We start from the raw sequence: 23915 nt of genomic DNA on the forward strand, positions 1-23915 counted from the left end.
TAGTGGCCAGGGGGTTACTTTTTGCCTGTTAGCGGGCGCGCAGCTCCCAGAAGGCCACCGCGCTAGCAGCCGCCACATTTAGCGAATCAACCCCACCGGCCATAGGAATGCGCACCACATAATCGGCGTTGCGCATAGCCCGGCGGCTTAGCCCGTCACCTTCCGTGCCCAGCACAATGGCTAGCTTAGAAGCGGGGTCACTAACCACATCCAGCGCTGCAAACTCATCTAGGGCATAGGAGTCATCGCTAAGAGCCATGGCGGCAACTTTAAAGCCGGCCGCATGTAGCTCATCAACAGCCGGCCAGCTGGTTATGCGGGTCCAGGGCACCTGGAAAACCGTACCCATAGATACCCGCACGCTACGGCGGTAAAGCGGATCCGCGCATGAGGGGCTAGCCAGTACCGCATCAATTCCCAATGCAGCAGCGCTGCGGAAAGCCGCCCCCACATTGGTGTGGTCCACCAGGTTTTCTAGCACCGCCACACGCCTAGCCCCCGCTCCCCCACGCGCGCCGGCCAGCACCTGGGCCACGCTGGGCAGCTGCGGACGATTCATTGCCGCCAGAGCCCCCCGATGCAGGTGGAAACCAGTAAGCCCCTCCACTACGGCGTCGTCGCCCACAAAAACCGGCTTGTCACCACCTAGCGGGTCACCCCCGGTGCCCTTAGCAGCGGCAATTACCGGGCGCATATCCTCCAGCCACCGTCTAGTCATCAAAAAAGAACGCGGCTCATGGCCGGCAGCCACAGCCCGGGTAATAACCTTGGTGGACTCAGCCATATACAGCCCATTGGCGGTTTCTAGACGCTTACGCAAAGCGACGTCCGTCAGCTGTGTATAGTCAGCTAGACGGACGTCGCTAGGGTCTGTTATCTCAATCAGCACCCTGACAGTTTATGCGTTCAGCGGCGGCTCGTTATCCTCGGCTGCATGTGCGCCACGCGGAGGTGCCGGAGGGGCGTCAACCGGCTTTACAGCCTCAGCCTCAGCTAGCCCCAAGGCAGCTTCGGCCTGCTTAAGAGCCTGGGCAGCGCTAGGCAGCTGGGCTTCAAACGGGTTAGGCAGATCCGCACCCTGGGCGGGCTTAGGGCTAGCGGGATCAATGGAACCGCCCATAGCCTCAGAAATTGAGCTCAGCGCACCAGTAAGCTCGCTGGGCACAATCCACAGCTTAGAAGAATCACCTTCAGCGATCTTAGGCAGCATCTGCAGGTACTGGTAAGCCAGCAGCTTAGGATCAGGATCGCCACGGTGAATAGCGTCAAAGACCTGCAAAATTGCGCGAGCTTCACCTTCAGCGCGCAGCACCATAGACTGGGCTTGACCTTCAGCACGCAAAATTGCCGACTGCTTGTCAGCCTCAGCGCTTAGAATCTGCGAGGCCTTATTACCCTCAGCAGTCAAAATCTGAGACTGCTTAACACCCTCAGCGGTAAGGATGGCGGCGCGGCGGTCACGCTCAGCGCGCATCTGCTGCTCCATAGAGCCCTGAATAGAGCGCGGCGGGTCAATAGACTTTAGTTCCACGTTAGCGACGCGAATACCCCAACGCCCGGTGGCCTGGTCAAGCACCCCGCGCAGCTGGCCGTTAATCTCATCGCGGCTGGTAAGGGTCTGCTCTAGATCCATCGAACCAATCACGTTACGCAAGGTGGTAACCGTCAGCTGTTCAATAGCCTGCAGGTAGTCGGCAATCTCGTAGGTGGCGCGGATGGGGTCAGTGACCTGGTAGTAGATCACCGAGTCGATAGAAACCACCAGGTTGTCTGAGGTAATCACCGGCTGCGGTGGGAAAGACACCACCTGTTCACGCCGGTCCACGGTAGAGCGCACACGGTCAACAAAAGGCATCAGCAGGTGCAGACCGGCGTCATACTTGACCTTAAATTTACCCAGACGTTCAACGATGATCGAATAGGACTGGGGCACAATCCTAATGGACTTCATTACCACTACGGCAGCGAAAACTAGTATCGCAACCGGGATTATTAGCTCCATTTCATTCCCTTCTTAAGATTCAGGCCCTAATGAGCTGAGGCAGCTACTAGTGGGCCCACTACGGCCACGGCGCCGTCGATACGCACAACCCGCACACTAGCACCCTCAGCGAAACTAAGTTTATCCACGCTACGCGCACTCCACTGGCCACCGTTTAGCTGCACTAAACCACCAGTTTCACTAACCCTTTGCAGCACTGTGGCCTCACGACCAGCTAGCGCCTCCACATTGGTTAGCATATTGGGGGTAGAAGCCAGCAGATAAGCCTTCAGCGGGGGGCGCGCCAGAAACATTAAGACGATAGCCACCAGTGCGAAAGCCACAAACTGCCCCCACACTGGCGCCCCTAGCGCGGCCGCGCCAGTACCAGCCAGCGCGCCGCCGGCAAGCATGAGAAAGACCAGGTCCGTGGACACCACCTCAACGGCAGCTAAAGCTAGAGCTGCACCAGCCCACCAAATCCACATGTTTTTCTCCTCTCCGCCTTAAGTGCTCAGCTTGCTTTTAAGCTGATCGTAGCGCCCTGGCTCGGTAGCGGCCGCGATCCACATCTACCTGCAAGGCTAGACCATAAGTTTGGCTCATAACCTGCGAATTAACCACCTGGTCAATTGGACCAGCAGCCACCAACTTACCTTCACGTAAAGCCAGCGCGTGGGTAAAGCCCTCTGGAATTTCCTCCAGGTGGTGGGTTACTAAAATTACCGACGGCGCCCCTGGCTGGGACACGATCTGGCTCAGTGCGCTTAGCAGCATTTCACGCCCGCCCAAGTCCAGGCCCGAAGCCGGCTCATCCAAGATTAGTAGTTCTGGGTCTGGCATAAGCGCACGGGCCACCTCGACACGTTTGCGTTCACCTGAAGAAAGCGTGGACCAGGTGCGCGTGGCCTTATCGGACATGTTTAAAGCTGCCAGCAGCTCATCAGCGCGCTGAAAATCAAAATCTTCATATTCTTCACGCCAGCGTCCAATTACCCCATAGGCGCCAGAAACTACAACGTCACGAACCTTTTCACCGCCTAAGACTTCATGCGACAGAGCTGAAGAAGCCAGGCCAATAGCCGGGCGCAGCTCAGCCAAATCAACTCGCCCTAGCTGCTGATCCATGATTTCAACGCTTCCCTGCGAGGGGAATAGGCGCGCTGCGGCCACTCGTGAAAGCGTGGTTTTACCAGCTCCATTCGCTCCTAGCACCACCCAAGCTTGACCTGGGTCAACCTGCCAGGAAAGGTGAGACAAAATGGTGGTTTTACCGCGCCATAGCGACACGTCTTGCAGCCTGAGAACACTCATGTATCAAGCATACGGCTTGGGGCCAAGTACCTAGGACATTTTGCCCATAGAACTTGGCCCCATTAGCAACTGGCTTTAGCCCTGCTTAAGCACCCAGTTGTAGACCTCCATGGTGCGCTTGGCGATAGCTTCCCAAGCGAAGTGGTCTTCTACGCGCTTACGCGAAGCGGCACCCATGGCCTTGGCCCGGGCCTCGTCGGTGATTAGCGCGGTTAGGCGCTCAGCCAGGTCGGCTTCGAAACGGGCCGGGTCAATCGGGGTGCCGGTGCCGTCCTGGACCTGCTCAATGGGCACTAGCAGGCCGGTGACGCCGTCGTCGATAACCTCAGGAATACCGCCGGTAGCCGAACCCACCACGGGTAGGCCCACAGCCATAGCCTCAAGGTTAACGATGCCTAGCGGCTCGTAAACCGAGGGGCACACGAACACGTCGGAGGCAGCCAGTACGGCGATTAGCTGCTCGCGCGGCAGCATCTCTTCAACCCAAACCACACCGGTACGCTTCTCGCGCAGCTGGGCCACCAGGCCTTCAACCTCACGCATGATCTCGGGGGTGTCGGGGGCGCCAGCGCACAGCACGATCTGTACGTCGCTGGGCAGCTGCTCGCAGGCACGCAGCAGGTGCGGCAGACCCTTCTGGCGGGTAATACGTCCTACGAAGACTACGGTGGGACGGGTGGGGTCAATGCCTAGACGCTTGAGGGTAGCCTCGCTCAGTTCAGCAGCGGCCTCGCCTTCAGGACGGCGCCAGCCAGACAGGTCAATACCGTTGTGTACAACCTTGACACGCTCAGGGTCTACCTGCGGGTAGGAACGCAAAATGTCCTCACGCATACCGCCGGAAACTGCGATCACAGCAGCAGCGCCGGAGTAGGCCTGACCTTCAGCCCAGGAGGACAGGGCGTAACCGCCACCTAGCTGCTCAGCCTTCCACGGACGCATGGGCTCTAGCGAGTGAGCGCTGAGCACGTGGGGAATGTCGTTTAGCAGACCAGCCAGGTGACCAGCGAGGTTGGCGTACCAGGTGTGGGAATGCACTAGGTCAGCGCCGGCGCAGTTGCCAGCAATTTCTAGGTCAACCCCGAAAGTCTGTAGGGCTGCGTTAGCCTCAGCCAGCTCAGGTAGGTTCGCGTAACCAGTCACGCCAGGATCTGCACCTTCGGTGCCCGGCTCACGCGGTCCACCAAAAGCGTGCACGCGCACATCAGCGAGCGGGCGCAGCACCTTGGCCAGCTCATTGACGTGCACCCCCGCACCACCGTAAATGAAGGGCGGGTATTCCTTGGTGATCAGATCAACTCTCATTGGTGAACATCTTTCTAGGTGTGCCGGTAGTGGGCATGTGCCCACGGGCACAAATCTAACGCATATTTGGCGTTTTTGTGTTGTTGCTTACGCAAATCGCTACAGCGGACACCAACTCCCTGGGGATTTTTAGGTTTTGAGTCCTAAATTGCTGCCCGAACTGGGCCATTAGACCCTTATCAGAATTTTCTCAGCTAGCAATTTGGTGACTTACGTCGCGCAAGTGTGCTTTATGACGCTATGCTGTGGTCATGGTTGCTCATCGTGTACTCGCGATTGTCCTTGCTGGTGGTGAGGGCAAACGCTTAATGCCTCTAACATTTGATCGCGCAAAGCCGGCGGTCCCCTTCGGCGGACAGTACCGCCTAATCGACTTTTCACTGTCGAACATGGTCAACTCCGGTTACTTGCACGTCGTGGTGCTTACCCAGTACAAGTCCCACTCTCTAGACCGCCACATTTCCAAGACCTGGCGTCTATCCTCCATGCTGGGTAATTACATTGCTTCAGTGCCTGCTCAGCAGCGTGTAGGTAAGCACTGGTTCCTTGGTAGCGCAGATGCTATCTACCAGTCTTTGAACCTGCTCGATGACGAGCGCCCCGACTACGTAGTCATCACCGGTGCTGACAACATTTACCGCATGGACTTCTCCCAGATGGTTGACCACCACATCGCATCTGGACTGCCGCTAACGGTTGCCGGCATTCGCCAGCCCAAGTCTCTAGCCAACCAGTTCGGGGTTATTGAAACTGACCCTGAAAACCGTGGTAAGATCAAGGCTTTCGTGGAAAAGCCCAGCTCCACCCCCGGTCTGCCCGACTCGCCCGACGAGGTTCTAGCCTCTATGGGTAACTATGTCTTCACCGCTAACGCCCTCAAGGAAGCTGTCACCCTAGACGCCGCCAACGAGGAATCCAAGCACGACATGGGCGGCAACATTGTGCCTTGGTTCGTAGAGCGCGGCCTAGCCGGCGTTTACGACTTCAAGGACAATGTGGTTCCCGGCACTAGCGAGCGTGACCGTGACTACTGGCGCGACGTGGGTACCTTGGACGCCTACTACGAGGCTCACATGGACCTGATCAGCGTCAACCCAGTCTTCAACCTCTACAACGAATCCTGGCCGCTATTCACCGGTTACAACTCGGCTGTGCCCCCGGCCAAGTTCGTTTACGGTGACCGTGAGAGTGAGCGCGTGGGCCACGCGGTGGACTCCATTGTGTCCCCTGGCGTGATCGTTTCTGGTGGCGAGGTGGTTTCCTCCATTCTCTCCCCCGGTGTACGCATTAACTCTTGGTCGCGCGTACGCGAATCGGTGCTGCTAGACAATGTTGACGTAGGCCGTAATGCGGTTGTGGAGCGCTGCATCTTGGACAAGTACGTTCGGGTTGAGCCTGGCGCATTCGTTGGTGTGAACCCAGACCAAGACCGCGAACGTGGCTTCATGGTTACCGAATCTGGTATCACGGTGGTACCTAAGGGCACTGTAGTCTCTGGTGGTAACTGAGTCACTGTGGTCAAAGCCTGAGGGCTACCAAACCACTTAGTTACAACTGACCCGGCCAGATTGGCCGGGTCAGTTCGTTTATGTAGCGCCTGGTTTATACAGCGTCTACTTTTAGCATGTTAGCGCCTTAACTTTAGCGCTCTAGCACCTTAGCGGCGCCAGTTTAACGCGCTAACTGCCATAAAAACGCCGCTAGTAGCTCAGCAACAGTCAAAGTTGTAGAGCAAATCTGAAAAGTCTAGAGCCTCTAGATTCTCACGGGAAATAAAGAGGTTACGTACTCCGGCGTCGCCCCAGCACAGGTCCCATTTAGTATCGAACTGGCTGTCGATTTGGAACAGCAGCTCGGTGTACTTGGTGGCTTCTGAGGAGCGATACTCAAAACGAGGGTCATACTGGGTGAAGTACGGGTAGCCACCCAGCTGGTGTGCACAGTCCGGGCCGTCATGGATATCGACCACATTTTCAAAGATCTCATCGGGCAGATCATAGAAGTTTTCAACGGCCTGCTCAGGGTAACGCTTATTCCAGCGGTCCAGGAACAAGTCCCTAAACCGGCCATCGGAGTAGGTAATGCCTTGCTGACCATGGGTGAAGCTTAGGCGCATCCCCCAAATAGCTCCTTGTTCATCAACGAACCAAAGCGGGCACTCCTCGTTGGTATAAGGCTGATACATGGCCTCTACCCGCTCTAGCGGCTCACCCTGGGTACCAGCCGGGATGTAGAGCACCTTCTGGTTGGTTTCGGGCTGAATTGTGTCAGAACAAAAACCGTACATTTCGTCTTCTAGACACCAGATTTGCAGCCAACCATCGCTTGGATACATGTTGTTTTCAGGCAGCTGAGCGCAGTTGATCTGGGCTAGCAAGGCCAGCTGGCTACCTTCAGCGTTGGTGGGAATCGCGCCTCCTAGGGGCACAAAAGGAAAGCCCCCAAACTTGGATTCTTCCAAGCTTAGATCATCAACTTTTTCAGCCTTGATGTAGATAACTTCCTTGTGATGCTCAGCCTTAAGCTCGTCATATACTGCCTCAGCAGCCTTGACGTAATCCATCTGGGGCTTGGAATCCATAACTTGCTCCTTTGCGTAGGTCCTTTGCAGGAGTTACTGGGGGTGCGCATTTAGGGCAGGCTAGCGGCCCACCCTAAACACCTTCCACCCGTTAGTTTACGGGTATTTTCCCAGCTACGCTGGCAATAAGCAGCTAATAAAGCGCTGAATTTAGACTACTAAATCCACATATCTGAAGCGCCACGACTGACCACGTCAGTCACTATTGCCCCGCCGGAAGCTAGTTCCTTCCAAGAGCCCACTACTTCCAAGATAACAGCGGTGGCGGTAGAGACCCCGAAAGAAATTTGCCGGGCCAACGCACTTTCGCCGTCGAGCCCATAGGCAAGCGCAGAGACCGTGGGCTCGTGACCCACAATCATCACGCTTGTAACCGACTCGTCAATTAAGTGAATCAAATCTAGCCACTGCTGGGGGCCACCGCTGTAAATCGCATCTTCTTGGCAGTAACTGCGGGGAAGCAGGGAGCCAATCAGGGGTTCTGCGGTTTGCTGGGCCCGCTTGGCGGGGCTAATTATCATCAAATCGAGTCGGTCTAAACGCTGCGCTAATTCGAGTCCAAGCTGCAATGCTTGACGCTGTCCAGTTTTGGTTAGGGAACGTTCGGCGTCCTGGATCGCGCCGTATTCGGCTTTCGCGTGCCGCACTAAGATCAACCGTTTAGCCATAGCCTTTAGTTTATTGTTCTATTGTTTGAATAGCTATTGGTTCAGGTCACTTTGTCGAAGTTTGACGTAGATTACGATCATTGCTTCAGTTACCCACTCCCATAGCCCCATCTACATGCAGGATCTGCCCGTTAACGTAGGCGGCGTCGTCGCTAAGCAAAAAAGCTACTGGTCCGGCCACATCCTGGGGCGTGCCCGGCCTGGCGGCGCCGGTGCGTTGCAGGTAGCGTTCTTGCTGGCGCGGGCTTAGCGACTGAGTCATGGGGGTTTGGATATAACCGGGGGCCACCGCATTAACCGTGATAGCACGCCGACCCACCTCCAGCGCCAGCGATTTCACCAGCCCCTCCAGAGCGCCCTTCGCGGCCCCATAGGCGCTTAAACCCGCCATACCGCTTTGAGCCACCACTGAGGAAAGCAGCACAATCCGCCCCCAACGCGCCCTGACCATGCCCGGCAGTAGCAGGCTAATAGCCTCATAGTTAGCCAGGTAGTGCAGGCGCAGTTGGGTATTTACCTGCTCCAAGTCGGCGCGGGCAGCCAGCTGCTCATAGGTGGTTCCAGCCGCCCCCACATAAGCGTCGACGCCGCCAAGCAGGTTTTGGGCTTGGGTGATAGCCTCCCCTACCCCGTCCTCTGCCAGGTCAGCGCTTACACCCAGGGCACCCTCGGGCACCCAACCAGTACGGCTAATGCCCACCACCTGCCAGCCCTCGGCTACCAAACGCTCAGCTATGGCCTGCCCGATGCCGCTGGAGGCGCCGGTGACGAGAGCGCGGCGTAAATGCTTAGTCATTGGCGGGCACGAACTGCGCCCAGCCGTTTTCGCGCAAAGCCGCGCGTAGCTTGTCCATGGCGGCCGCGATCTTTTCTAGCGGTTCACCCTGGCGCACCTTGGTGGAGTCTAGATCCCCGCCCTGGTAGATCGGCAATACGTGCAGGTGCAGGTGGTCCACATCAAAACCCACAATTGCTAAGCCGCTACGTGGAGCATCAAAAGCCTTAACCTGGGCCTGGCCAATGCGCTTAGCTACCACGGTTAGGTGTGCCAGCAGCTCATCACTGGCCTCCAGGTAGGAGGACACTTCCTGACGCGGCACCACTAGCACATGCCCATCGGTGTGAGGGTTGATGTCGGCAAAGGCCACACACTGGTCATCTGCCCATACGAAATTACCGGGGATCTGTCCGTCAATGATTTTGGTGAAAATGCTAGCCATGGCTTTATTTTGCCTTATTTAGCTGGTCAAAGTGTCTAGACGCAGCCACAGACTTTCATTGTCTACCCACAGCTGGCGTCCCTGACATTCAATTTGTGCCAGCTGCCTGCCCGCCGGACCCGGTTTGCGGGCCAACAGTTTAAGGGTGCAGTCCAGACCCATGGCGGCCTGGCTTAACGCACGCAGCAGTTGGGCGTCGTCGGCAATGCGAGCTAAAGCCGCACTTTGCCCAATTTCCAGCTGGGCTAGGCGTACCAAAGCGGGGCGTTCAATAGTGCCATCTGCACGCGGAATCGGGTCACCATGCGGATCTCGGGTGGGGTAACCCAGGCGCTGCTCTAGGCGTTCGAGCAGGCGATTAGAAACCGAATGCTCCAGCACTTCGGCCTCCTGATGTACCTCATCCCAGTCAAAACCCAGCTCTTGTACTAAGAAAGTTTCCAAAATCCGGTGGCGCCTAACCATTACCAAGGCGCGCTGCTGACCCAGCTCAGATAAGGTGACCGGTTTATAGGGTTGATGCACCAGCAAACCCATCTCCACCAGGCGTGAAACATTCTCCGACGCGGTCGAGTTAGCCACCTGCATACGTTTAGCTAAGGCGGTCACTGAAGCCGAGCCGCCCCACTCTTCTAAGGCCCATACCGCTTTTAGGTAGTCCTGGGTGACGGTAGAGTCAGTGCTCATCCCAGCACCGCCTGCCACTGCTGCCACAGACCAAAGACAATAGCCAACACGATCAGCAAATAGGTAAGTCCTACCAGCCACCACCGTGCCTTATATAGGGTGCGGCTAGCAGTTTCTTTTAAGGGTAGGGCACCTTCGACGGCGCAGCGAGCCAGCAGGGTCCAAGCCATGGGGATAGTGGCCGCCCATAGCACCATGCACCAGGGGCATAGTTTGTTAAGCACCCACACTGATTGGCTTACGAACCAGAGCACAAAGCCTAGATTTACGACGGCGCCGGCGGCTAATCCCTGCCAGATCCAACGCGGCAGCTTAACTTGCGCCCCAATCAAGGCCGCCAAAACCACAAAGGCACTGTAAGCCATGGCCCCTACAAAGGCGTTGGGCACGCCCAGCAGGTTACCCTGCCAGATGGTGAGCGAGGCGCCGCAAGACACCAGCGGGTTAATGTCGCACGAAAGCTGGGTGAGCGGGTTTTTTAGCTGAGCCATCTCAGCAGCGATCAGCTCCCAGCTGACAGCCAGTGCCACTAGGCTAGCTAGGCCCATGCCAAGCGCGAATGTTTTAGCTGAGCCGACTGCAAAATCATCGCGTTCCTGCTCAGCAATGTATGCCTCAAGCTCTTGTTGGCTCATAGCATCAATATCAGCTTCGCTGGGGTATGCCACCGCATTTTCCTTCGTAAAAGCCTGCAAATTAACTACTAAAGGCTACCTTATCGCCGCTGGCCCACGCCTGATTGTGCCTATAGCAAAGCGACCCGGCTAGACCGGGTCGCTTAAGCTTGAGCCTAGCTGTTTGAGGGGGTGGCTCACGTGAGGTTTGGATCGCTTGCAGGCTTGGCCAGTTTGAAAGCTCAGCTAGCTTGCAGGCTTGGCCAGTTTGAAAACTCAGGCCTTAGCGGCAGCAATGCGCTGGGCTAGAGCGGTGACGTAGGCAGCGGTGTCTTCCCAACCGGTAACTGCGTGGGTACGCACCCCCATAGCCTTAACCGGGTAGTCGTTGCCGTCGGGGTCTAGACGGTCACCGATGAAGAGCATGTCATCTAGGGAAATGCCGGTTTGCTCAGACAGGGCGCGCATACCGTAAGCCTTGTCTACACCTTTGAGGGTGATGTCCACGCTAGTAGAACCACCAGAGCGCACTTCCAGCTCAGGCAGGTAGGCGGCAACGGCTTCACGCAGGGTGTTCTTCTTTTCGCCGGTGGGGTCCCAAGCCTTCTTGGCTTCTAGCGGGGCCTCCTGACCTAGGGCGGAGAAGGTGATCTGGGAGCCACGGTCTTCAAGGATGTCGCCCCAAGTTTGGCTTTCCCACAGCCCTAGGCGCTTAGCTTCACGCTCTACCGCTTCCAGGGCGGCGTCGCGCTGAGCCTCAGAGAGGTCGTGAGCGTAAACCAGGCCCCAGTCGGAGCCATCCCAGGTGTAGTAGCGAGTACCACAGGTGGGCATCAAGTGCAAAGCTGCCAGTTCGGCGTCGTTAGCGTGCAGGTTAGTCAGCACCTGGTTGCGGAACTGGCCCATCTGGCCACCGGAAATAATGCATACGGGAACCACGTCTAGTAGCTGACGCAGAGCCTGAGCCATGGGAGCAGGCATCGGGGATTTTGAGGGAGCCAGCGTATCGTCTAGATCAAAAGCGACGAGGGCAGGCACAAAAGAATCGGTCATAGAACCTATTCTTACGTGCCCACCCTCAGTTACCAAAGAGGTGTTAACCACCCTTGGCGCAAATCTCAGTCTTAGCCTTGCTCAAAAGAGTTTAAAGCCAAGCGTGTGGCGCAGCTATTCCTGCTCGCTGGACAGCACCTGAGCGACAGTTTCAGCTGCCTCCGCACGGTTTTTGCGCACTAGCGCTACCGTTGCGGCGATCAGACCGCCCCAGATAACCACTACGGAGAAAAGCATCAAAGCGATTGCTGAAGTGTTCATTGCTTCTTTCCTTATCTGTTAGGCCTGGGCGCTAGAAGCAGCTTCGGCGTCGGAAGTAACTTCCTTAGCATCTGACTTTTGAGCCGGGGCGGGCACACCCGCGTGGCTGTACTCAGCGCCTTCTTCATCCTGAGCGGTGAAGCTGTCCACATTGGTACGCCACGGAGCCCAGGTCAGTGCAATGGTGGCCACTACGGATACCGCCAGCATGCCCCAACCGAAGATACCTTCAAAGCCACGCGAGTAGTTCTTGGGGTCATAGCCATTTTCAATGTAGCCCAAGACGGTGTCACCCATCATGTATGCCAGCAGGATCGGCAGAGCCGCGCCCACAATAACAATCCACCACGTGCCCACGAACTTGGTGTCAGAGACCTTGTTCAGGTGCTTACGCAGCATAGGCAGCTTGCGCAGGATTACACCGGTGACTGCCGACATGATAATGGCCGAGCTGAGCACACCAACCTGGTTAATGTAGGCGTCGACGACGTCGAGAGAGTAGACACCCGAGGTGGTACCGAAAACGAATACGGAAACCACAGCAGCAGGAATACCCACAACCAGGGCAGCCTTAAGCGGGGTGGTACCCATCTTTTCAGCAGCAGCCGCACCTACCACCTGCAGCAGAGAGATCAGCGAGGTGATACCGGCCAGGGTCAGTGAAAGGAAGAAGAGGATACCGAACAGGGCTCCACCAGGCATTTCGTTAATAATGGTGGGGAAGGTGATGAAGGACAGGGAGATACCGGTCAGGCCCTGCAGCTTGTCAACACCCACGCCCTGCTGGTGAGCCATAAAGCCCAGGGTACCGAACACACCAAAACCAGCCAGTACCTCGAAGGAGGAGTTAGCGAATGCGGCTACCAGACCGGTACCCACCAGGTTGGTCTTCTTGGGCAGGTAGGAGGCGTAGGTCAGCATGATGCCGAAACCAATAGAGAGCGAGTAGAAGATCTGTGAGTAAGCCGCAACCCACACCTTGGGGTCACCCAGAGAATCGAAGTTGGGGGTCCACAGGGCGTTAAGGCCGTCTACTGCACCGGGCAGGAACAGGGCGCGCACTACCAGCACTACGAACAGCAGCACCAGCAGGGGAAGGAAGACCTTGTTAGCGCGCTCAACACCGCCGGCTACACCCTTACCGATAACGGCAATAACCACGGCCCACACCACTACCAGGGGAATAACCACGTCCCACACCGGGCTGGAGTCATAACCAACCGTGCTGGCCACGTGCAGGAACTTGTTGAAGAAGAAGTCCTTGGCACCATCTTTGTCCTGATCCCAGGCGGTGTTAACCGAGTAGAAGGTGTAACGCAGGGACCAGCCGATAATCACGGCGTAGTAGGTCATGATGACGAAGCAGACCACTACGTGCCACCAGCCCAGCCATTCCCAGCGCTTGGACATGCGACGGAATACTGCCGGGGAGGATCCACGGTAGCGGTGGCCGACAGCGTAGTCGAGCAGTAGGAAGGGAACACCGGCAGTTAGCAGCGCTACCACATAGGGAATCATGAAGGCGCCGCCACCATTGGAGTAGGTCACGCCGGGGAAACGCCAGATGTTACCAAGACCGATTGCAGAGCCGATGGCGGCCATGAGGAAACCAAACTGGCTCCCCCACTGCTCGCGTGCCGGGCTCTTGCCGGAGTTCGAAGACATTAGCTACCTGTCTTTCATGCCGATAGATACACAGAAGGCCGCACCAACAGTTGCGTCGGTGCGACCTAGTAGCTAATAAGCTAAGCGCGTATTCCGCTTACGTCACCCCCTGTTCATATAGTGAGACAACGTACCAGAGTTTTGTTTCATTTTGACAATGAAGCCGCGCTTCACTTGTAGTTTTCTGACTGATTTTTAGAGCCAGTCATAATCAGGGTGCTTACCGCTACGGCCAGCCTCACCCTGATCCAGCGAAGAGATCAGTTCCATCTGCTGGCTGCTTAGCTCAAAGCCATCAATATCCAAGTTGGCAGCAATGCGCGCCGGGGTAACCGACTTGGGGATAACTACGTTACCAAGCTGAATATGCCAGCGTAGCACCGCCTGAGCTGGGGTTACTCCCAATTGCTGCGCTACCGTGGTGACCTGCGGGGTGTCAAAGACGCGTCCCCGCGCCAGCGGCGACCACGCGGTTACCGCAATGCCGTGTTGGCGGCAGTAATCGGCGCTGGGGCGGTTCATGAACTGCGGGTGCAGTTCAATCTGGTTGTTAACCGGCATTACCCCGGTGGCCTGGCTGATGCGCTCAATGTGCTCGGGCAGGAAGTTTGACACTCCAATTGAGCGCAAACGGCCATCTTCAAGCAGCTTAGTCATGGCCTTCCAGGTGGCCACCATGTCCAGGTCTGCACGGTTAGGCATGGGCCAGTGCACTAGGAATAAGTCCACATAGTCGCAGCCCAGCTTGGCTAGAGACTCATCGAAGGAACGGTCAACATCAGCGGGAGCGTGGTTGTTGTTGTTTAGCTTGGTGGTTACGTATAGCTGCTCGCGGCTAACTAGCCCGTCAGCGATAGCCTTGCCAATGCCTTGGCCTACTTCAGCCTCATTAAAGTACAGCTGGGCAGTGTCGATGTGGCGGTAGCCGTAGCTGATGGCTGTATACACCGCGTCGCTGGCCTGTTCAGGGCTGACTTTGTAGGTACCAAAGCCAACTTGGGGCATGAATGTGTGGTTATTTAGTTCTACTTCCAGCATGTATTAAGCCTAGTTAGTAAGCCCTACTGCTGTTAAGTAAAAGACCTAGGTTTGTAGCAAAGAGTCGGGATAGGCTAAGTGCCATGCTGATTTTGTGCGATGTAGATGGAACTGTAGTCGATAACAACCAGTTAGTCCCCGACTCTGCACGCACAGCCCTGGCTCAGGCTAAGGCCAATGGTCACACCCTGATGCTGTGCACTGGGCGTTCTATGCCTGAAGTTTATGATTTCTTGTGGGACCTGGGTTTTTCCGGCATTGTTGCAGCTAACGGTAGCTACGTGAAAATCGGTGAGCAGGTAGTGGTTGATAACCGCATTCCAGCTGAGTTAGTGCTGCAAGTAAGTAAATTTTTGGAGGAGTCTGGGGGCACTTATGTGTGGCAGTCTCCCGATAAAATTAATGCCTCCGACGGCGCCTGGAAGGTATTTGGCTTTACTACCGAGGAGCAGGTGCTAGCAGCTGCACGCGGCGAAGATGGCCATGACTGGGAAAAGCAGCCGGCCTCTCACGGCGGTAACTGGCAGGCCTATATTCGCCAGGTACTTCCCTATGTGCAGCCGGGTCTGCCCACTGACCCCAACAAGGTGACTTTCACTTTGGCAGCCAACAGCCCAGTCACGCTAGATGATATGCGTGAGCGTTGGGGTGACTACTTCGAGGTAGTGGACGGCTCCTACGACCCTGGCAATGGCTCTCGCGGCGGCGAGATTGTGCTTAAGGGCAACACTAAAGCCAGCGGCATGTTGGCGGCAGCTAAATACCTGGGGGTTGGTATCGACCAGGTGGTGGCTATCGGCGACTCTAGCAATGACCTAGAGGTACTAGAGGCAGCCGGCCTAGGTATTTGCATGGGTAACGGCACCGCTGCAGCTAAAGCCGCCGCCGACTGGATTAGCACCGACATTCACGACGACGGCCTGGCTAACGCCCTGCGTTACGCGGGGGCTATTGCTTAACTTTGGCCCACTAAGGTGGCCACAGCGACGGCGAGCAGCAATGCTGCGAAGCTGGCGGTAAGTTTTTGGCTGCTTACTTTACGTGTCAGCGGCGCCCCAGCTACTCCCCCAAGCATTGAGGCCACAGTAAACGCACCAATCACCCCTAAATCTACGTTTAGGGAAGTTTGGGCTCTGGCCACTAACGCCACCACTGCCGTGATGGCCATGATCAGCAGTGAGGTGGAGGCGGCGCGTTTAATGGGTAAATGCAGCACTAAGGTCAGTGCCGGCACTATCGCAAAACCGCCGCCCACCCCAAAAAATCCGGTAAGCGCACCGGTTATGGTGGCCACCAAGGCCACCCGCCACAGCGGCGCTGCCCCTATTGGTGAACCCACCCCAATTGAGGAAACCTCCCCCATTACTGAAACCGCTCCCAGGGCCGGCGTCGAGCCATCGCCCCCAGCACCGCCGGCAACGTAGCCACCTGAGTCAGCTGCGCCGTCGTCGCTAGAGACAGCGCCGCTACCAGCGCTAGCCGCGCCCCTAAACAGGCCAAAGCTAGCGCTAAAAAGACCCGGATATGCGCGGCGCAGCATCACCAGCCCCACACAGATCAGCAACAGGGCGAAGGCATACATCAATAAATCTGCGCTCACCGCCCGGTTAGCCAGTGAACCCAGCCAGGTGCCCACAGTCGCTAAAGCCGCAAACACTAAAGCGATTTGGTAGCAGATAGTGTTTTTACCGATGCGCCCGGCCAATGCCGCCAGGGCAGTAAACAGCACAATCACCAGGGAGGCACTGGTGGCCTCATGGGGCGCCACGCCAAGCAGATAGATCAGCGCCGGCACCGATAGGATCCCTCCCCCAGCTCCCAGCGCCCCCACTACCAGGCCGATAAGCGCGCCAACCGCTAAAGCTGTCAGGATCATGACTCCTAGCCTAACCCCCCAGTTTTAGCGGTGGCTGCCACAACCGGCTAACCGGTCACAGCCGGCCGCGCTGGCTAAACCGGGCTCAACCGGCAAACTGGCCGCGCCGCCCTAAAACTCAGGCTTATCAGCGCCGCTATCCTGGCCGTAAATGCGCACCATATCCGCTATCGGCGCGGCTGGCTGCGGCAAAACCGCCTGGGAGATGATGGCCTCAACATCCAGGGCCGCCTCTGCAGCCAAAATCTGGGCCACTGCGTGCAGCAAGGGCAGCTGCTGGGTTAACAGCGGATCGTTAAACTGCGCCACCAACCTAACCGCGAGCGCTGCTGCGCTGACGCCTTCGACGGTTTGTTCGAGGTCTTGCATTTCTTTGTAGGCTTGGGGGGCGCTTTGGCCTTGGCCTAGGCGGGTGCCGTAGATTTTGTTGCGTCCTGATAGGCCGGTGACTTCGAGGTCGCCGATGCCGGCGAGGCCGTAGGGGGTGTCAGTTTGGCCGCCTAGGTTGGCGCATAGTTGGCTCATTTCTTTTATGGCTTGGGCAAAGGCGGCGGCTTTGAGGTTGTGGTGGGGTATTTTGGTGGCGGTTTCTAGGCCATCGGCGATGCCTAGGGCGATGGCGTAGACGTTTTTCATGGCTGCGCAGAGTTCTACACCGATTTCGTCTTGGCTGTAGGTGGGGGCGTAGTTGCCGCTGTTGGTGTTGGCGGCCCAGTGTTGGGCTTGGTCTTGGTCTGTGCAGGCGAAGATGGTGGCGGTCGGTAGGCCTTGGGCGCATTCGTTGGCTTTTACGGGGCCGGCGATGGCCATGATTGGGGGTAGTTGGAGGCCGGCGGCTTGGGCTTGGGCGCGGATGGCGTCGGGTAGGAGTTGGATTTGGCCGTTGGGGGCTACGTTGAAGCCTTTGGAGGTGAGCCAGAGGGTTTTGGTTTTGGTGATTTGGGGTAGGGCGAGTTCGGTTATGGCGTTGACTGCGTGGCTGGCTACGGCCATGACGGCTACGTCGGCGCCGTCGAGGGCGGCTTGTAGTTGGTTGGAGCGGTAGGTTTGTACGCGGGGGTCGATGGTGGCGTTGATGCGTGGGTGGGGTTGGCCGTTTTCGATGGCGTCGAGTAGGTGGTCGTCTAGCCAGGTGCCCCAGAGGCGTACTTGCCAGCCGGTGTCGATTAGGGGGCGGCTTAGGGCGCTGCCCATGGCGCCGGCGCCGAGGATGGTGATGGTGTACATTTTTTCTCCTTTGAAAAGTTTTTTAGGCGTTTTGGTTGGTGCGTAGTTGGTCTAGGTTTGCGTTGGTTTGGCGTAGTTGTTGGTATAGCTGGCTTTGTACGGCGGCGATGGGTTGGTAGCGGGCGTGCATTTGGGGGTTGGGTTTTATGGTTTGGCCGAATTGAGCCATGGCTTTGGCGCTGGTGGCGACGTCGGGGCCGGTGGGTGTGTGGGGGGCGTGGGCTTCGATGGCGGCCATGGCTAGGACGCCGGCGCCTAGGGCTGAGACTTCGTCGGCTAGGTATGCACAGGGCATGACTTTGAGCCTTTCTGATCTTCGTCGATCGCTGCGCCGCAACACTTCTGTGTGCTGCGACACGGGTAAGTCTAGATGACTTTAAAGCTCAAAGTCAGTGTCAACTGGTTTTTTATGCATCGACTCCTAGGGCTACTGCACAGATTAGCGCCCGGGCGTCGTCTACGTGTCCGTGTAGCATCTGGTAGACGGCTTCAAGCAGGGGGGCGTTAAGGCCTAGCTGTTGCACTAGTTGGTGGGCGATTAGGGCTGCTGGTGAGCCTTCGATGGTTAGCCCTTGGGATTGCATTTGTTCTAGGGCTTGGCGTGGGTTTTGGCCGGCGCCGACGGCGTGACCGTATAGCCGCGAGCGCCCGGCGGTTGAGGTTAGTTGTAGGTCTCCCATGCCGGCGAGGCCGTAGGCGGTTTGTAGGTCGCCGCCTAGGGCGTGGCATAGTGAGGCCATTTCGGTGACTGCTTGTACGAAGATGGCGGCGCGTAGGTTGTCGCGGGGTTGTTCATCTGCTGCGCTCATGCCGTCGGCGATGCCTAGGGCGATGGCGTAGATGTTTTTTAGGGCTGCGCAGACTTCTACCCCGATTTCGTCTTGGCTGGGGGTGACCGAGTAGTTGGGGGTGGTCACGGTTTTTGCGTAGCGTTTGGCTAGTTCGTAGTCGCGGCAGGCGAATACGGTGGCGGTGGGTTTGGCGCTGGCGCATTCGCTGGCTTTTACGGGGCCGGCGATGGCTACTAGTGGGGGTAGGTTGATGCCTTTAGTTTTGGCGATTTGTTTGATTGCTTCTGGTAGTAGTTCTACTTCGGTTTCGGTTTGCCAAAAGCCTTTGGAGGTTAGCCATAGGGATTCGACGTCGCCCAGGTAGGGGCCTACTTGTTCAAGTACGCTGACGACGGCGCCTGAGGCCACTGAGATTACTACTACTTGGGCTTGGTTGACGGCTTGGGCTAGTTGGCCGGCGCGGAAGGTGGTTACGGCGGGGCTGATGGTTTCTTTTAGGGTGGGGTGGGCTTGGCCGGCGTCGATGGCGTCGAGGATGGCGTCGTCGTAAATAGAGCCCCATAGCCGCACCTGCCAGCCTGCTTCAACCAGGGGGCGGGTAAGCGCGCTACCCATAGCTCCTGCGCCTAGGACCGTAATTACCGCCATGACCTCTCCTTTTGTCGCCTAGGTTACAGTTTAGACGGCTTTGGGGTGTTTGAACTAGTAGATCGGGTTTTTGTCGCTATCTGCCCTGGAACTAGGGACATATATGCGCCAACTGCGGCCTCCCTTTAGGGGAAACCGCAGTTGCTGGGTAATTTAAAGGCGCCTTTTAGGCTAGTAGGGCGTCTACGAAGCCTTCCGGGTCGAAGGGGGCTAGGTCGTCTGGCCCCTCCCCCAGGCCAACTAGTTTGACGGGCACGCCCAGTTCGCGTTGGACGGTTACCACGATGCCGCCCTTGGCGGTGCCGTCGAGTTTGGTTAGCACGATGCCGCTGACGCCTACGGCTTCGGAGAATACCTGGGCTTGGCGCATACCGTTTTGGCCGGTGGTGGCGTCTAGTACCAGTAGGATTTCGCCGACGGGGGCGATTTTTTCCATGACGCGCTTGATTTTGCCTAGCTCGTCCATTAGGCCGGCTTTGTTTTGTAGGCGCCCGGCGGTGTCTACTAGCACCACGTCGACGCCGCTGGTTTGGCCTTGCTTGATGGCGTCGAAGGCTACCGAGGCGGGGTCTGCGCCTTCCTTGTCTGAGCGCACTACCTCTACACCTACGCGCTGGCCCCAGGTGGTTAGCTGTTCGGCAGCGGCGGCGCGGAAGGTGTCGGCGGCCCCCATAAGCACCTGCTTGTCTTGGGCTACCAGTACGCGCGCTAGCTTGCCGCAGGTGGTGGTTTTACCGGTGCCGTTAACGCCCACCATCAAGATGACGGCGGGGGCTGGTTCACCGTTAGTGCCCTGGGTAGGTTCAAGGTTGAGCGAGCGGTCCATGTCGGGGCCTACCAGCTCTAGAAGCTGTTGGCGTAGAACCTGCTTGGCGGTGGCCGGATCGCGGCTATCTAGCACCTTTAGCTGCGTGCGCAGCTTATCCATCAGCTCAGTGCTAACCTCCAGGCCAAGGTCGGCGGTCAGTAGGCTGTCTTCAATTTCTTCCCAGTCAGCCTCAGAGAGGTCACCGCGAGAAAGGACCGCCAAAACTGTGCGGCCAAAGCTTCCCGAACCGGCCAGGCGTGAACGTAGACGCTGCATACGCCCGGGGAGTGATTCGGGGGTTTCGTACTGGCTAGCTGGTTCAGGCTCAGATTCTTGCGGCTCTGTGGAGGCGCTGATTTCAGGTCGAGTTGGCGCAGGTGGTAGCTGCTCGCGGCGACGCTGTAGGGTCCGCAAACCAAAGCCTGCCCCCAGCACCACCACCAACGCGGCGATGATATAAAACAAAAGACTGTAGTCCATGAGCTCAGTCTAGACTTAGGCCCCCTAGCAGGGCAGCTAATTAGCCAAGCAAGACGTGAAACATTACCGAGCCCACCACGGCCAGCATCACGGCCCCCACAAACACCGACCCCACCGCTGCGATCAGTGCACGTTTAGTCTCTTTAAGTACGGGCTTGGTTAACTGCATTTTCTCCCCTTTAAAAGAAAATCTTGCCGCGAAGCGGGGAGATGGGGATTTACTCTGCCCCGCTTCGCGCCTTGGACTCTTACACCCTAAACCTGCCCCTATCAGCATGAATAGGGGATTAAGCCCTATGCAAAAGCTTCCGGTGCGCGCAGATGCTAGGCAGATGCTAGTTCGGGGAACCAGATAGCCACTTCACGCTCAGCTGAGGCAGGCGAATCTGAACCGTGCACAATATTCAAAATGGCCGGCGTGTCCCAGGCGCAGGCCAGGTCGCCACGGATCGTGCCCGGGGCGGCCACGGTGGGGTCGGTGGCGCCCATCAAGGAACGCACCCCTTCCACTACACGCTGACCTTCAACCACCACGGCCACAACCGGCGCGGAAGTCATGAACTCAACCAAGCCCGGGTAGAAGGGCTTGGAGACATGCTCGGCGTAGTGGCGCGAGAGAATCTCTTCAGTGGCGTTTACGATCTTGAGAGCTACCAGCTTGTAGCCTTTAGCTTCGATGCGGCGCAGCACCTCACCGGTTAGGCCACGGCTGTAACCATCGGGTTTTACTAGGACCAGGGAACGTTCAACTTGGCTCATGTGCCTTATCTTGTCACAAAACCCCTCCCCTGGCGGCTACTTGACCTGGAAGTCTTCCACAATCTCAGTGTTAGGGTAACGTTTCAAAACGGCGCTAGTACCCTTGTCTTTACAGAACTTAACTAGCGGCACGTAAAGCTCAGGCTCATCATTGGTGTCCTCAAATTCAAAGTGGATGGCCTCACCCTCGGCCGTAACCAGGTCAAACTTAATGGAGTACTTGATAACAGTTTTACGTTTACCGGTAAATGAGCGGCTGATATAGCGATCAACCTCGGTTTGACTGTAGTTATCGCAGCCTTTAATAGCGATTACATCCGGGCCAGAGATAGCGTCAGTAACAGGTTTAGCTGCATATAAGGGCGTGTCCACGAAAGAAGTGACTTCAACCAGCGTTAAAATCAGGATCCATTTGCGCCACCTAGAAGTATCGTTACCTGCAAAGTTAGCGTGGGCTTTCCGCAGGCAGTTAATCCACACTGGCAACAGTAGCAAGCCCACTATTAGCGGCCAACCTTCAACCAAAAGTTTTGTGCCCAGGTTTTCTGGACCAATTTTTGGCACGAAGTTAGCAAAGACTACTCCCGCAACTAAGTAGCAAAAAACCAGCAGGACACCTAAAAACACTGGCAGGCAGGATCCTGGCGTAGGCTCCTGGCTTGCCTGATTTAGGGATGTAGTACTCTGGTTTGGATAGGGACCAGAAGTTGGTGGGTTTACGCTCACGGACTGACTCACTTTTCTTTAACAGTAAACTCTTTAATGATACCGGTGTGCGGGTAGCGACTCATAACGGCACTAGTACCCTTATCTTTACAGAACTTAACTACCGGCGCATAAAACTCTGACTCTTCCCGACTATCAGTAAATTTAATATTTATACTTTTACCTTCACTCGTAACCAGATCAAAGCTAGTGAAGTAGACATAATGAGTATCTTCAGATTCGTCTGTGTGTCGGTTCTCTTTTCTAGATCCCCAACCATGCTCTTCTTTTTCTGTGAAATAGTTTTGACAGCCCTTAACATTGATCACTTCAGGACCAGAGAACAGGTCACGAACCGGAGTGATAGCACCAAATGGCAATAACGCAGCGCAGGCAACTTCAGATAATACTATAACCAATATGTAGTTATGCCATTTAGATAATTTACCGTCATCGCTACGTTTGCTCTGCCGGGCTTTTTTAATACAGAAAAATAATAGCGCAGCTAGCACTAACCCCAACGGTATAGTGAAAGAGTTAGTCATAAGTTCTGACGTCAGCGATTCTGGACCAACCCTTGGCACCACTGCATGCACAATACTTAGGAGGGTCAAATATATAGGCCCTGAGAATATGACTGCTGCAAATATTTTCTCCGAAGGACGCAAATTCTAACTCACTTTTCTTCAACAGTAAACTCTTTAATGATACCGGTGTGCGGGTAGCGACTCATAACGGCACTAGTACCCTTATCTTTACAGAACTTAACTACCGGCGCATAAAACTCTGAGTTTCTCCGACTATCAGTAAATTTAACATTGATAGCTTTGTTCTGATCAGTGATTAGATCAAAGCTAGTAAAGTACACATATCTAGCACGAGAGCTGCCTGTGTGTCGGTTCTCTTTTCTAGATCCCCAACCACTCTCTTCTTTTTCTGTGAAATAGTTTTGACAGCCCTTAACATTGATCACTTCAGAACCAGAAAAAAGGTCACGAACCGGAGCCACCGAGCCAAAGGGCAGCGAAATAATACAGGCAATTTCAACCAGAGCTAGAAATAACGCCCAGCCTCGCCATTTAGATAACTTACCGTCACCAATACGTTTGCTCTGCCGAGCCCCTTTAATACAGAAAAATATTGCCGGCGCCACCACTAAACCTACCGGTATAGTGAAAGAGTTAGCCATAAGTTCTGACGCCAGCGACTCTGGACCCACCCTTGGCACAAACTCACGCACTATCCAAGTTAAAACTAGGTAGCCAAAAAACAGCATAATAAATAGCGAGGAGATAACTCCAGGCGAAGAGTCTTTAGATTTTTTGCTCACAAGCTAGCCCTTCATGATAAAGTCTTGAACGATCTGCGTCCTGGGATAACGCTTCAAAGTAGCATTAGTACCCTTGTCTTTACAGAATTTAACTAATGGCGCATACAACTCAGGATTGTTTTTAGTATCTATATTAAAATCAAAATGAATTGCCTCGTTACGGGTTGTGACCAGATCAAACTTAATGGCGTATCTAAAGTTAGTTTTACGTTTACCGCTCAATGAACGACTAACGTAGCGGTCGATTTCAGTTTGGCTATAGTTATCGCAACTCTTGATAGCGATTACATCCGGACCAGAGATAGCATCAGCTACAGGTTTATCCGCCCCTAGTAGTGGCACCAGTATTAGGCAGAAGATTTCAACGATTATCAAGATAATTGCTAAACCTGCGGCTGCAGAATTACTAAGACTTTTATATAGGCTAGCCAGCAAGACCGGTAACAGCACTATCCCTACCACTACCGGGGCGCCCTGCACTAAAACTTTTGTACCCAGGTTTTCTGGGCCAATTTTGGGCATGAAGTTAGCCCACACCACTGCTGTAATTGGGTAGGCAAAAATTATTGCCGCAATTATTCCACCAATTAAAAACACAATCAGACATGAAGTTAGCCGTGAGAACAGAGAATCCGATGCACTAGATGAGCTTGGTGAAGACGCACTTGACGAGTCTGACGAACCTGACGAGCTCGCTGAACTTCCCGCACTTGATGAGTCTGATGAGCTTGGCAAAGACACACTTGCGGAATCTGAGGAGTCTGGTGAACTCACCGACTTTTCCGTCACTACTTGCTTGCCTTTCTTCTGACGTTATTTGTGGCCGCTTAATTAGGCCCTTTAAAAAGTTTGACGGCGCAGGGCCGCTACCGCTAACCCTACGCCGTCGACGTAGCTATTTCTT

Annotated in this window: 28 protein-coding genes; 2 read left to right on the plus strand and 26 right to left on the minus strand. The window is 55.8% G+C overall.

What is annotated here, in order from left to right:
• Positions 1-28 precede the first annotated feature (28 nt).
• The 5 genes from HMPREF0045_RS03095 to glgA all read right to left on the minus strand — a co-directional run bounded on the left by HMPREF0045_RS03095 (position 29) and on the right by glgA (position 4600).
• Positions 29-889 (minus strand): TrmH family RNA methyltransferase, encoded by an 861-nt coding sequence (locus HMPREF0045_RS03095; RefSeq protein WP_005985423.1) that lies wholly within the window; start codon positions 887-889, stop codon positions 29-31.
• Positions 890-898: 9 nt separating this feature from the next.
• Positions 899-2002 (minus strand): SPFH domain-containing protein, encoded by a 1104-nt coding sequence (locus HMPREF0045_RS03100; RefSeq protein ID WP_005985424.1) that lies wholly within the window; start codon positions 2000-2002, stop codon positions 899-901.
• Positions 2003-2028: 26 nt separating this feature from the next.
• Positions 2029-2469 (minus strand): NfeD family protein, encoded by a 441-nt coding sequence (locus HMPREF0045_RS03105; RefSeq protein ID WP_005985426.1) that lies wholly within the window; start codon positions 2467-2469, stop codon positions 2029-2031.
• Between the two features lie 37 nt (positions 2470-2506).
• Positions 2507-3295 carry an ABC transporter ATP-binding protein gene (locus HMPREF0045_RS03110; RefSeq protein ID WP_005985428.1) on the minus strand — a complete coding sequence of 263 codons (789 nt, stop codon included), beginning with the start codon at positions 3293-3295 and terminating at the stop codon, positions 2507-2509.
• Between the two features lie 75 nt (positions 3296-3370).
• Positions 3371-4600, minus strand: coding sequence for a glycogen synthase (gene glgA, locus HMPREF0045_RS03115; protein ID WP_005985430.1), 1230 nt, complete (start codon positions 4598-4600; stop codon positions 3371-3373).
• A gap of 251 nt (positions 4601-4851) precedes the next feature.
• On the opposite strand from glgA, the gene glgC reads away from it, so the two are divergent.
• On the plus strand, positions 4852-6108 hold the full coding sequence (gene glgC, locus HMPREF0045_RS03120) for a glucose-1-phosphate adenylyltransferase (RefSeq protein ID WP_005985433.1): 1257 nt from the start codon (positions 4852-4854) through the stop codon (positions 6106-6108).
• 200 nt (positions 6109-6308) lie between these two features.
• Here the strand turns inward: glgC and HMPREF0045_RS03125 are convergent, their stop codons facing one another.
• The 10 genes from HMPREF0045_RS03125 to HMPREF0045_RS03165 all read right to left on the minus strand — a co-directional run bounded on the left by HMPREF0045_RS03125 (position 6309) and on the right by HMPREF0045_RS03165 (position 14387).
• Positions 6309-7181: a YwqG family protein gene (locus HMPREF0045_RS03125; protein WP_005985434.1), complete on the minus strand. Its 873-nt coding sequence runs from the start codon at positions 7179-7181 to the stop codon at positions 6309-6311.
• Positions 7182-7339: 158 nt separating this feature from the next.
• Positions 7340-7849, minus strand: coding sequence for a SixA phosphatase family protein (locus tag HMPREF0045_RS03130; RefSeq protein ID WP_005985435.1), 510 nt, complete (start codon positions 7847-7849; stop codon positions 7340-7342).
• Positions 7850-7934: 85 nt separating this feature from the next.
• Positions 7935-8645 carry an SDR family NAD(P)-dependent oxidoreductase gene (locus HMPREF0045_RS03135; RefSeq protein ID WP_005985436.1) on the minus strand — a complete coding sequence of 237 codons (711 nt, stop codon included), beginning with the start codon at positions 8643-8645 and terminating at the stop codon, positions 7935-7937.
• Complete coding sequence (locus tag HMPREF0045_RS03140) at positions 8638-9069, minus strand: HIT family protein (RefSeq protein WP_005985437.1); 432 nt, start codon at positions 9067-9069, stop codon at positions 8638-8640. Before HMPREF0045_RS03140 ends, HMPREF0045_RS03135 begins: the two co-directional genes overlap by 8 nt.
• A gap of 18 nt (positions 9070-9087) precedes the next feature.
• On the minus strand, positions 9088-9756 hold the full coding sequence (locus HMPREF0045_RS03145; RefSeq protein ID WP_005985438.1) for a metal-dependent transcriptional regulator: 669 nt from the start codon (positions 9754-9756) through the stop codon (positions 9088-9090).
• A complete protein-coding gene (locus HMPREF0045_RS03150) occupies positions 9753-10424 on the minus strand; it encodes a vitamin K epoxide reductase family protein (protein WP_005985439.1) in 672 nt (223 codons plus the stop codon). Before HMPREF0045_RS03150 ends, HMPREF0045_RS03145 begins: the two co-directional genes overlap by 4 nt.
• Before the next feature lie 222 nt (positions 10425-10646).
• Entirely contained in the window at positions 10647-11423 is a 777-nt protein-coding gene (locus HMPREF0045_RS03155; protein ID WP_040315689.1) for an HAD-IIB family hydrolase, read from the minus strand.
• Positions 11424-11537: 114 nt separating this feature from the next.
• A complete protein-coding gene (locus HMPREF0045_RS09995) occupies positions 11538-11684 on the minus strand; it encodes a methionine/alanine import family NSS transporter small subunit (protein WP_005985441.1) in 147 nt (48 codons plus the stop codon).
• A gap of 18 nt (positions 11685-11702) precedes the next feature.
• A complete protein-coding gene (locus HMPREF0045_RS03160) occupies positions 11703-13349 on the minus strand; it encodes a sodium-dependent transporter (RefSeq protein ID WP_005985442.1) in 1647 nt (548 codons plus the stop codon).
• 195 nt (positions 13350-13544) lie between these two features.
• Entirely contained in the window at positions 13545-14387 is an 843-nt protein-coding gene (locus HMPREF0045_RS03165) for an aldo/keto reductase (RefSeq protein ID WP_005985443.1), read from the minus strand.
• A gap of 83 nt (positions 14388-14470) precedes the next feature.
• Here HMPREF0045_RS03165 and HMPREF0045_RS03170 point away from each other — a divergent pair, with 83 nt between their 5' ends.
• The gene (locus HMPREF0045_RS03170) at positions 14471-15346 is read left to right on the plus strand and encodes a Cof-type HAD-IIB family hydrolase (protein WP_005985444.1); all 876 of its coding nucleotides are present in this window, start codon (positions 14471-14473) and stop codon (positions 15344-15346) included.
• Here the strand turns inward: HMPREF0045_RS03170 and HMPREF0045_RS03175 are convergent.
• From HMPREF0045_RS03175 to HMPREF0045_RS03220, 11 genes are all read right to left on the minus strand, one after another.
• On the minus strand, positions 15343-16263 hold the full coding sequence (locus tag HMPREF0045_RS03175) for a sulfite exporter TauE/SafE family protein (protein WP_005985445.1): 921 nt from the start codon (positions 16261-16263) through the stop codon (positions 15343-15345). The genes HMPREF0045_RS03170 and HMPREF0045_RS03175 overlap by 4 nt on opposite strands.
• 111 nt (positions 16264-16374) lie before the next feature.
• The gene (locus HMPREF0045_RS03180; protein WP_005985446.1) at positions 16375-17490 is read right to left on the minus strand and encodes an NAD(P)H-dependent glycerol-3-phosphate dehydrogenase; all 1116 of its coding nucleotides are present in this window, start codon (positions 17488-17490) and stop codon (positions 16375-16377) included.
• Between the two features lie 22 nt (positions 17491-17512).
• Positions 17513-17785 (minus strand): hypothetical protein, encoded by a 273-nt coding sequence (locus HMPREF0045_RS03185; protein ID WP_005985447.1) that lies wholly within the window; start codon positions 17783-17785, stop codon positions 17513-17515.
• Positions 17786-17897: 112 nt separating this feature from the next.
• The gene (locus HMPREF0045_RS03190; RefSeq protein WP_005985448.1) at positions 17898-18929 is read right to left on the minus strand and encodes an NAD(P)H-dependent glycerol-3-phosphate dehydrogenase; all 1032 of its coding nucleotides are present in this window, start codon (positions 18927-18929) and stop codon (positions 17898-17900) included.
• 166 nt (positions 18930-19095) lie between these two features.
• Positions 19096-20217, minus strand: coding sequence for a signal recognition particle-docking protein FtsY (gene ftsY, locus HMPREF0045_RS03195; RefSeq protein WP_005985449.1), 1122 nt, complete (start codon positions 20215-20217; stop codon positions 19096-19098).
• A gap of 40 nt (positions 20218-20257) precedes the next feature.
• Entirely contained in the window at positions 20258-20386 is a 129-nt protein-coding gene (locus HMPREF0045_RS11145) for a hypothetical protein (protein WP_005985450.1), read from the minus strand.
• 155 nt (positions 20387-20541) lie between these two features.
• Positions 20542-20976: a nucleoside-diphosphate kinase gene (gene ndk / locus HMPREF0045_RS03200; protein ID WP_005985451.1), complete on the minus strand. Its 435-nt coding sequence runs from the start codon at positions 20974-20976 to the stop codon at positions 20542-20544.
• A gap of 36 nt (positions 20977-21012) precedes the next feature.
• Positions 21013-21477 (minus strand): hypothetical protein, encoded by a 465-nt coding sequence (locus HMPREF0045_RS03205; protein WP_231196669.1) that lies wholly within the window; start codon positions 21475-21477, stop codon positions 21013-21015.
• Positions 21478-21710: 233 nt separating this feature from the next.
• A complete protein-coding gene (locus HMPREF0045_RS03210) occupies positions 21711-22226 on the minus strand; it encodes a hypothetical protein (protein ID WP_040315690.1) in 516 nt (171 codons plus the stop codon).
• A gap of 131 nt (positions 22227-22357) precedes the next feature.
• The gene (locus HMPREF0045_RS03215) at positions 22358-23011 is read right to left on the minus strand and encodes a hypothetical protein (RefSeq protein ID WP_005985454.1); all 654 of its coding nucleotides are present in this window, start codon (positions 23009-23011) and stop codon (positions 22358-22360) included.
• 3 nt (positions 23012-23014) lie between these two features.
• Positions 23015-23608 carry a hypothetical protein gene (locus HMPREF0045_RS03220; RefSeq protein ID WP_005985456.1) on the minus strand — a complete coding sequence of 198 codons (594 nt, stop codon included), beginning with the start codon at positions 23606-23608 and terminating at the stop codon, positions 23015-23017.
• Positions 23609-23915: the final 307 nt, after the last annotated feature.

Source organism: Actinomyces graevenitzii C83, from assembly GCF_000239695.1.
GTDB classification, from domain to species: domain Bacteria; phylum Actinomycetota; class Actinomycetes; order Actinomycetales; family Actinomycetaceae; genus Actinomyces; species Actinomyces graevenitzii.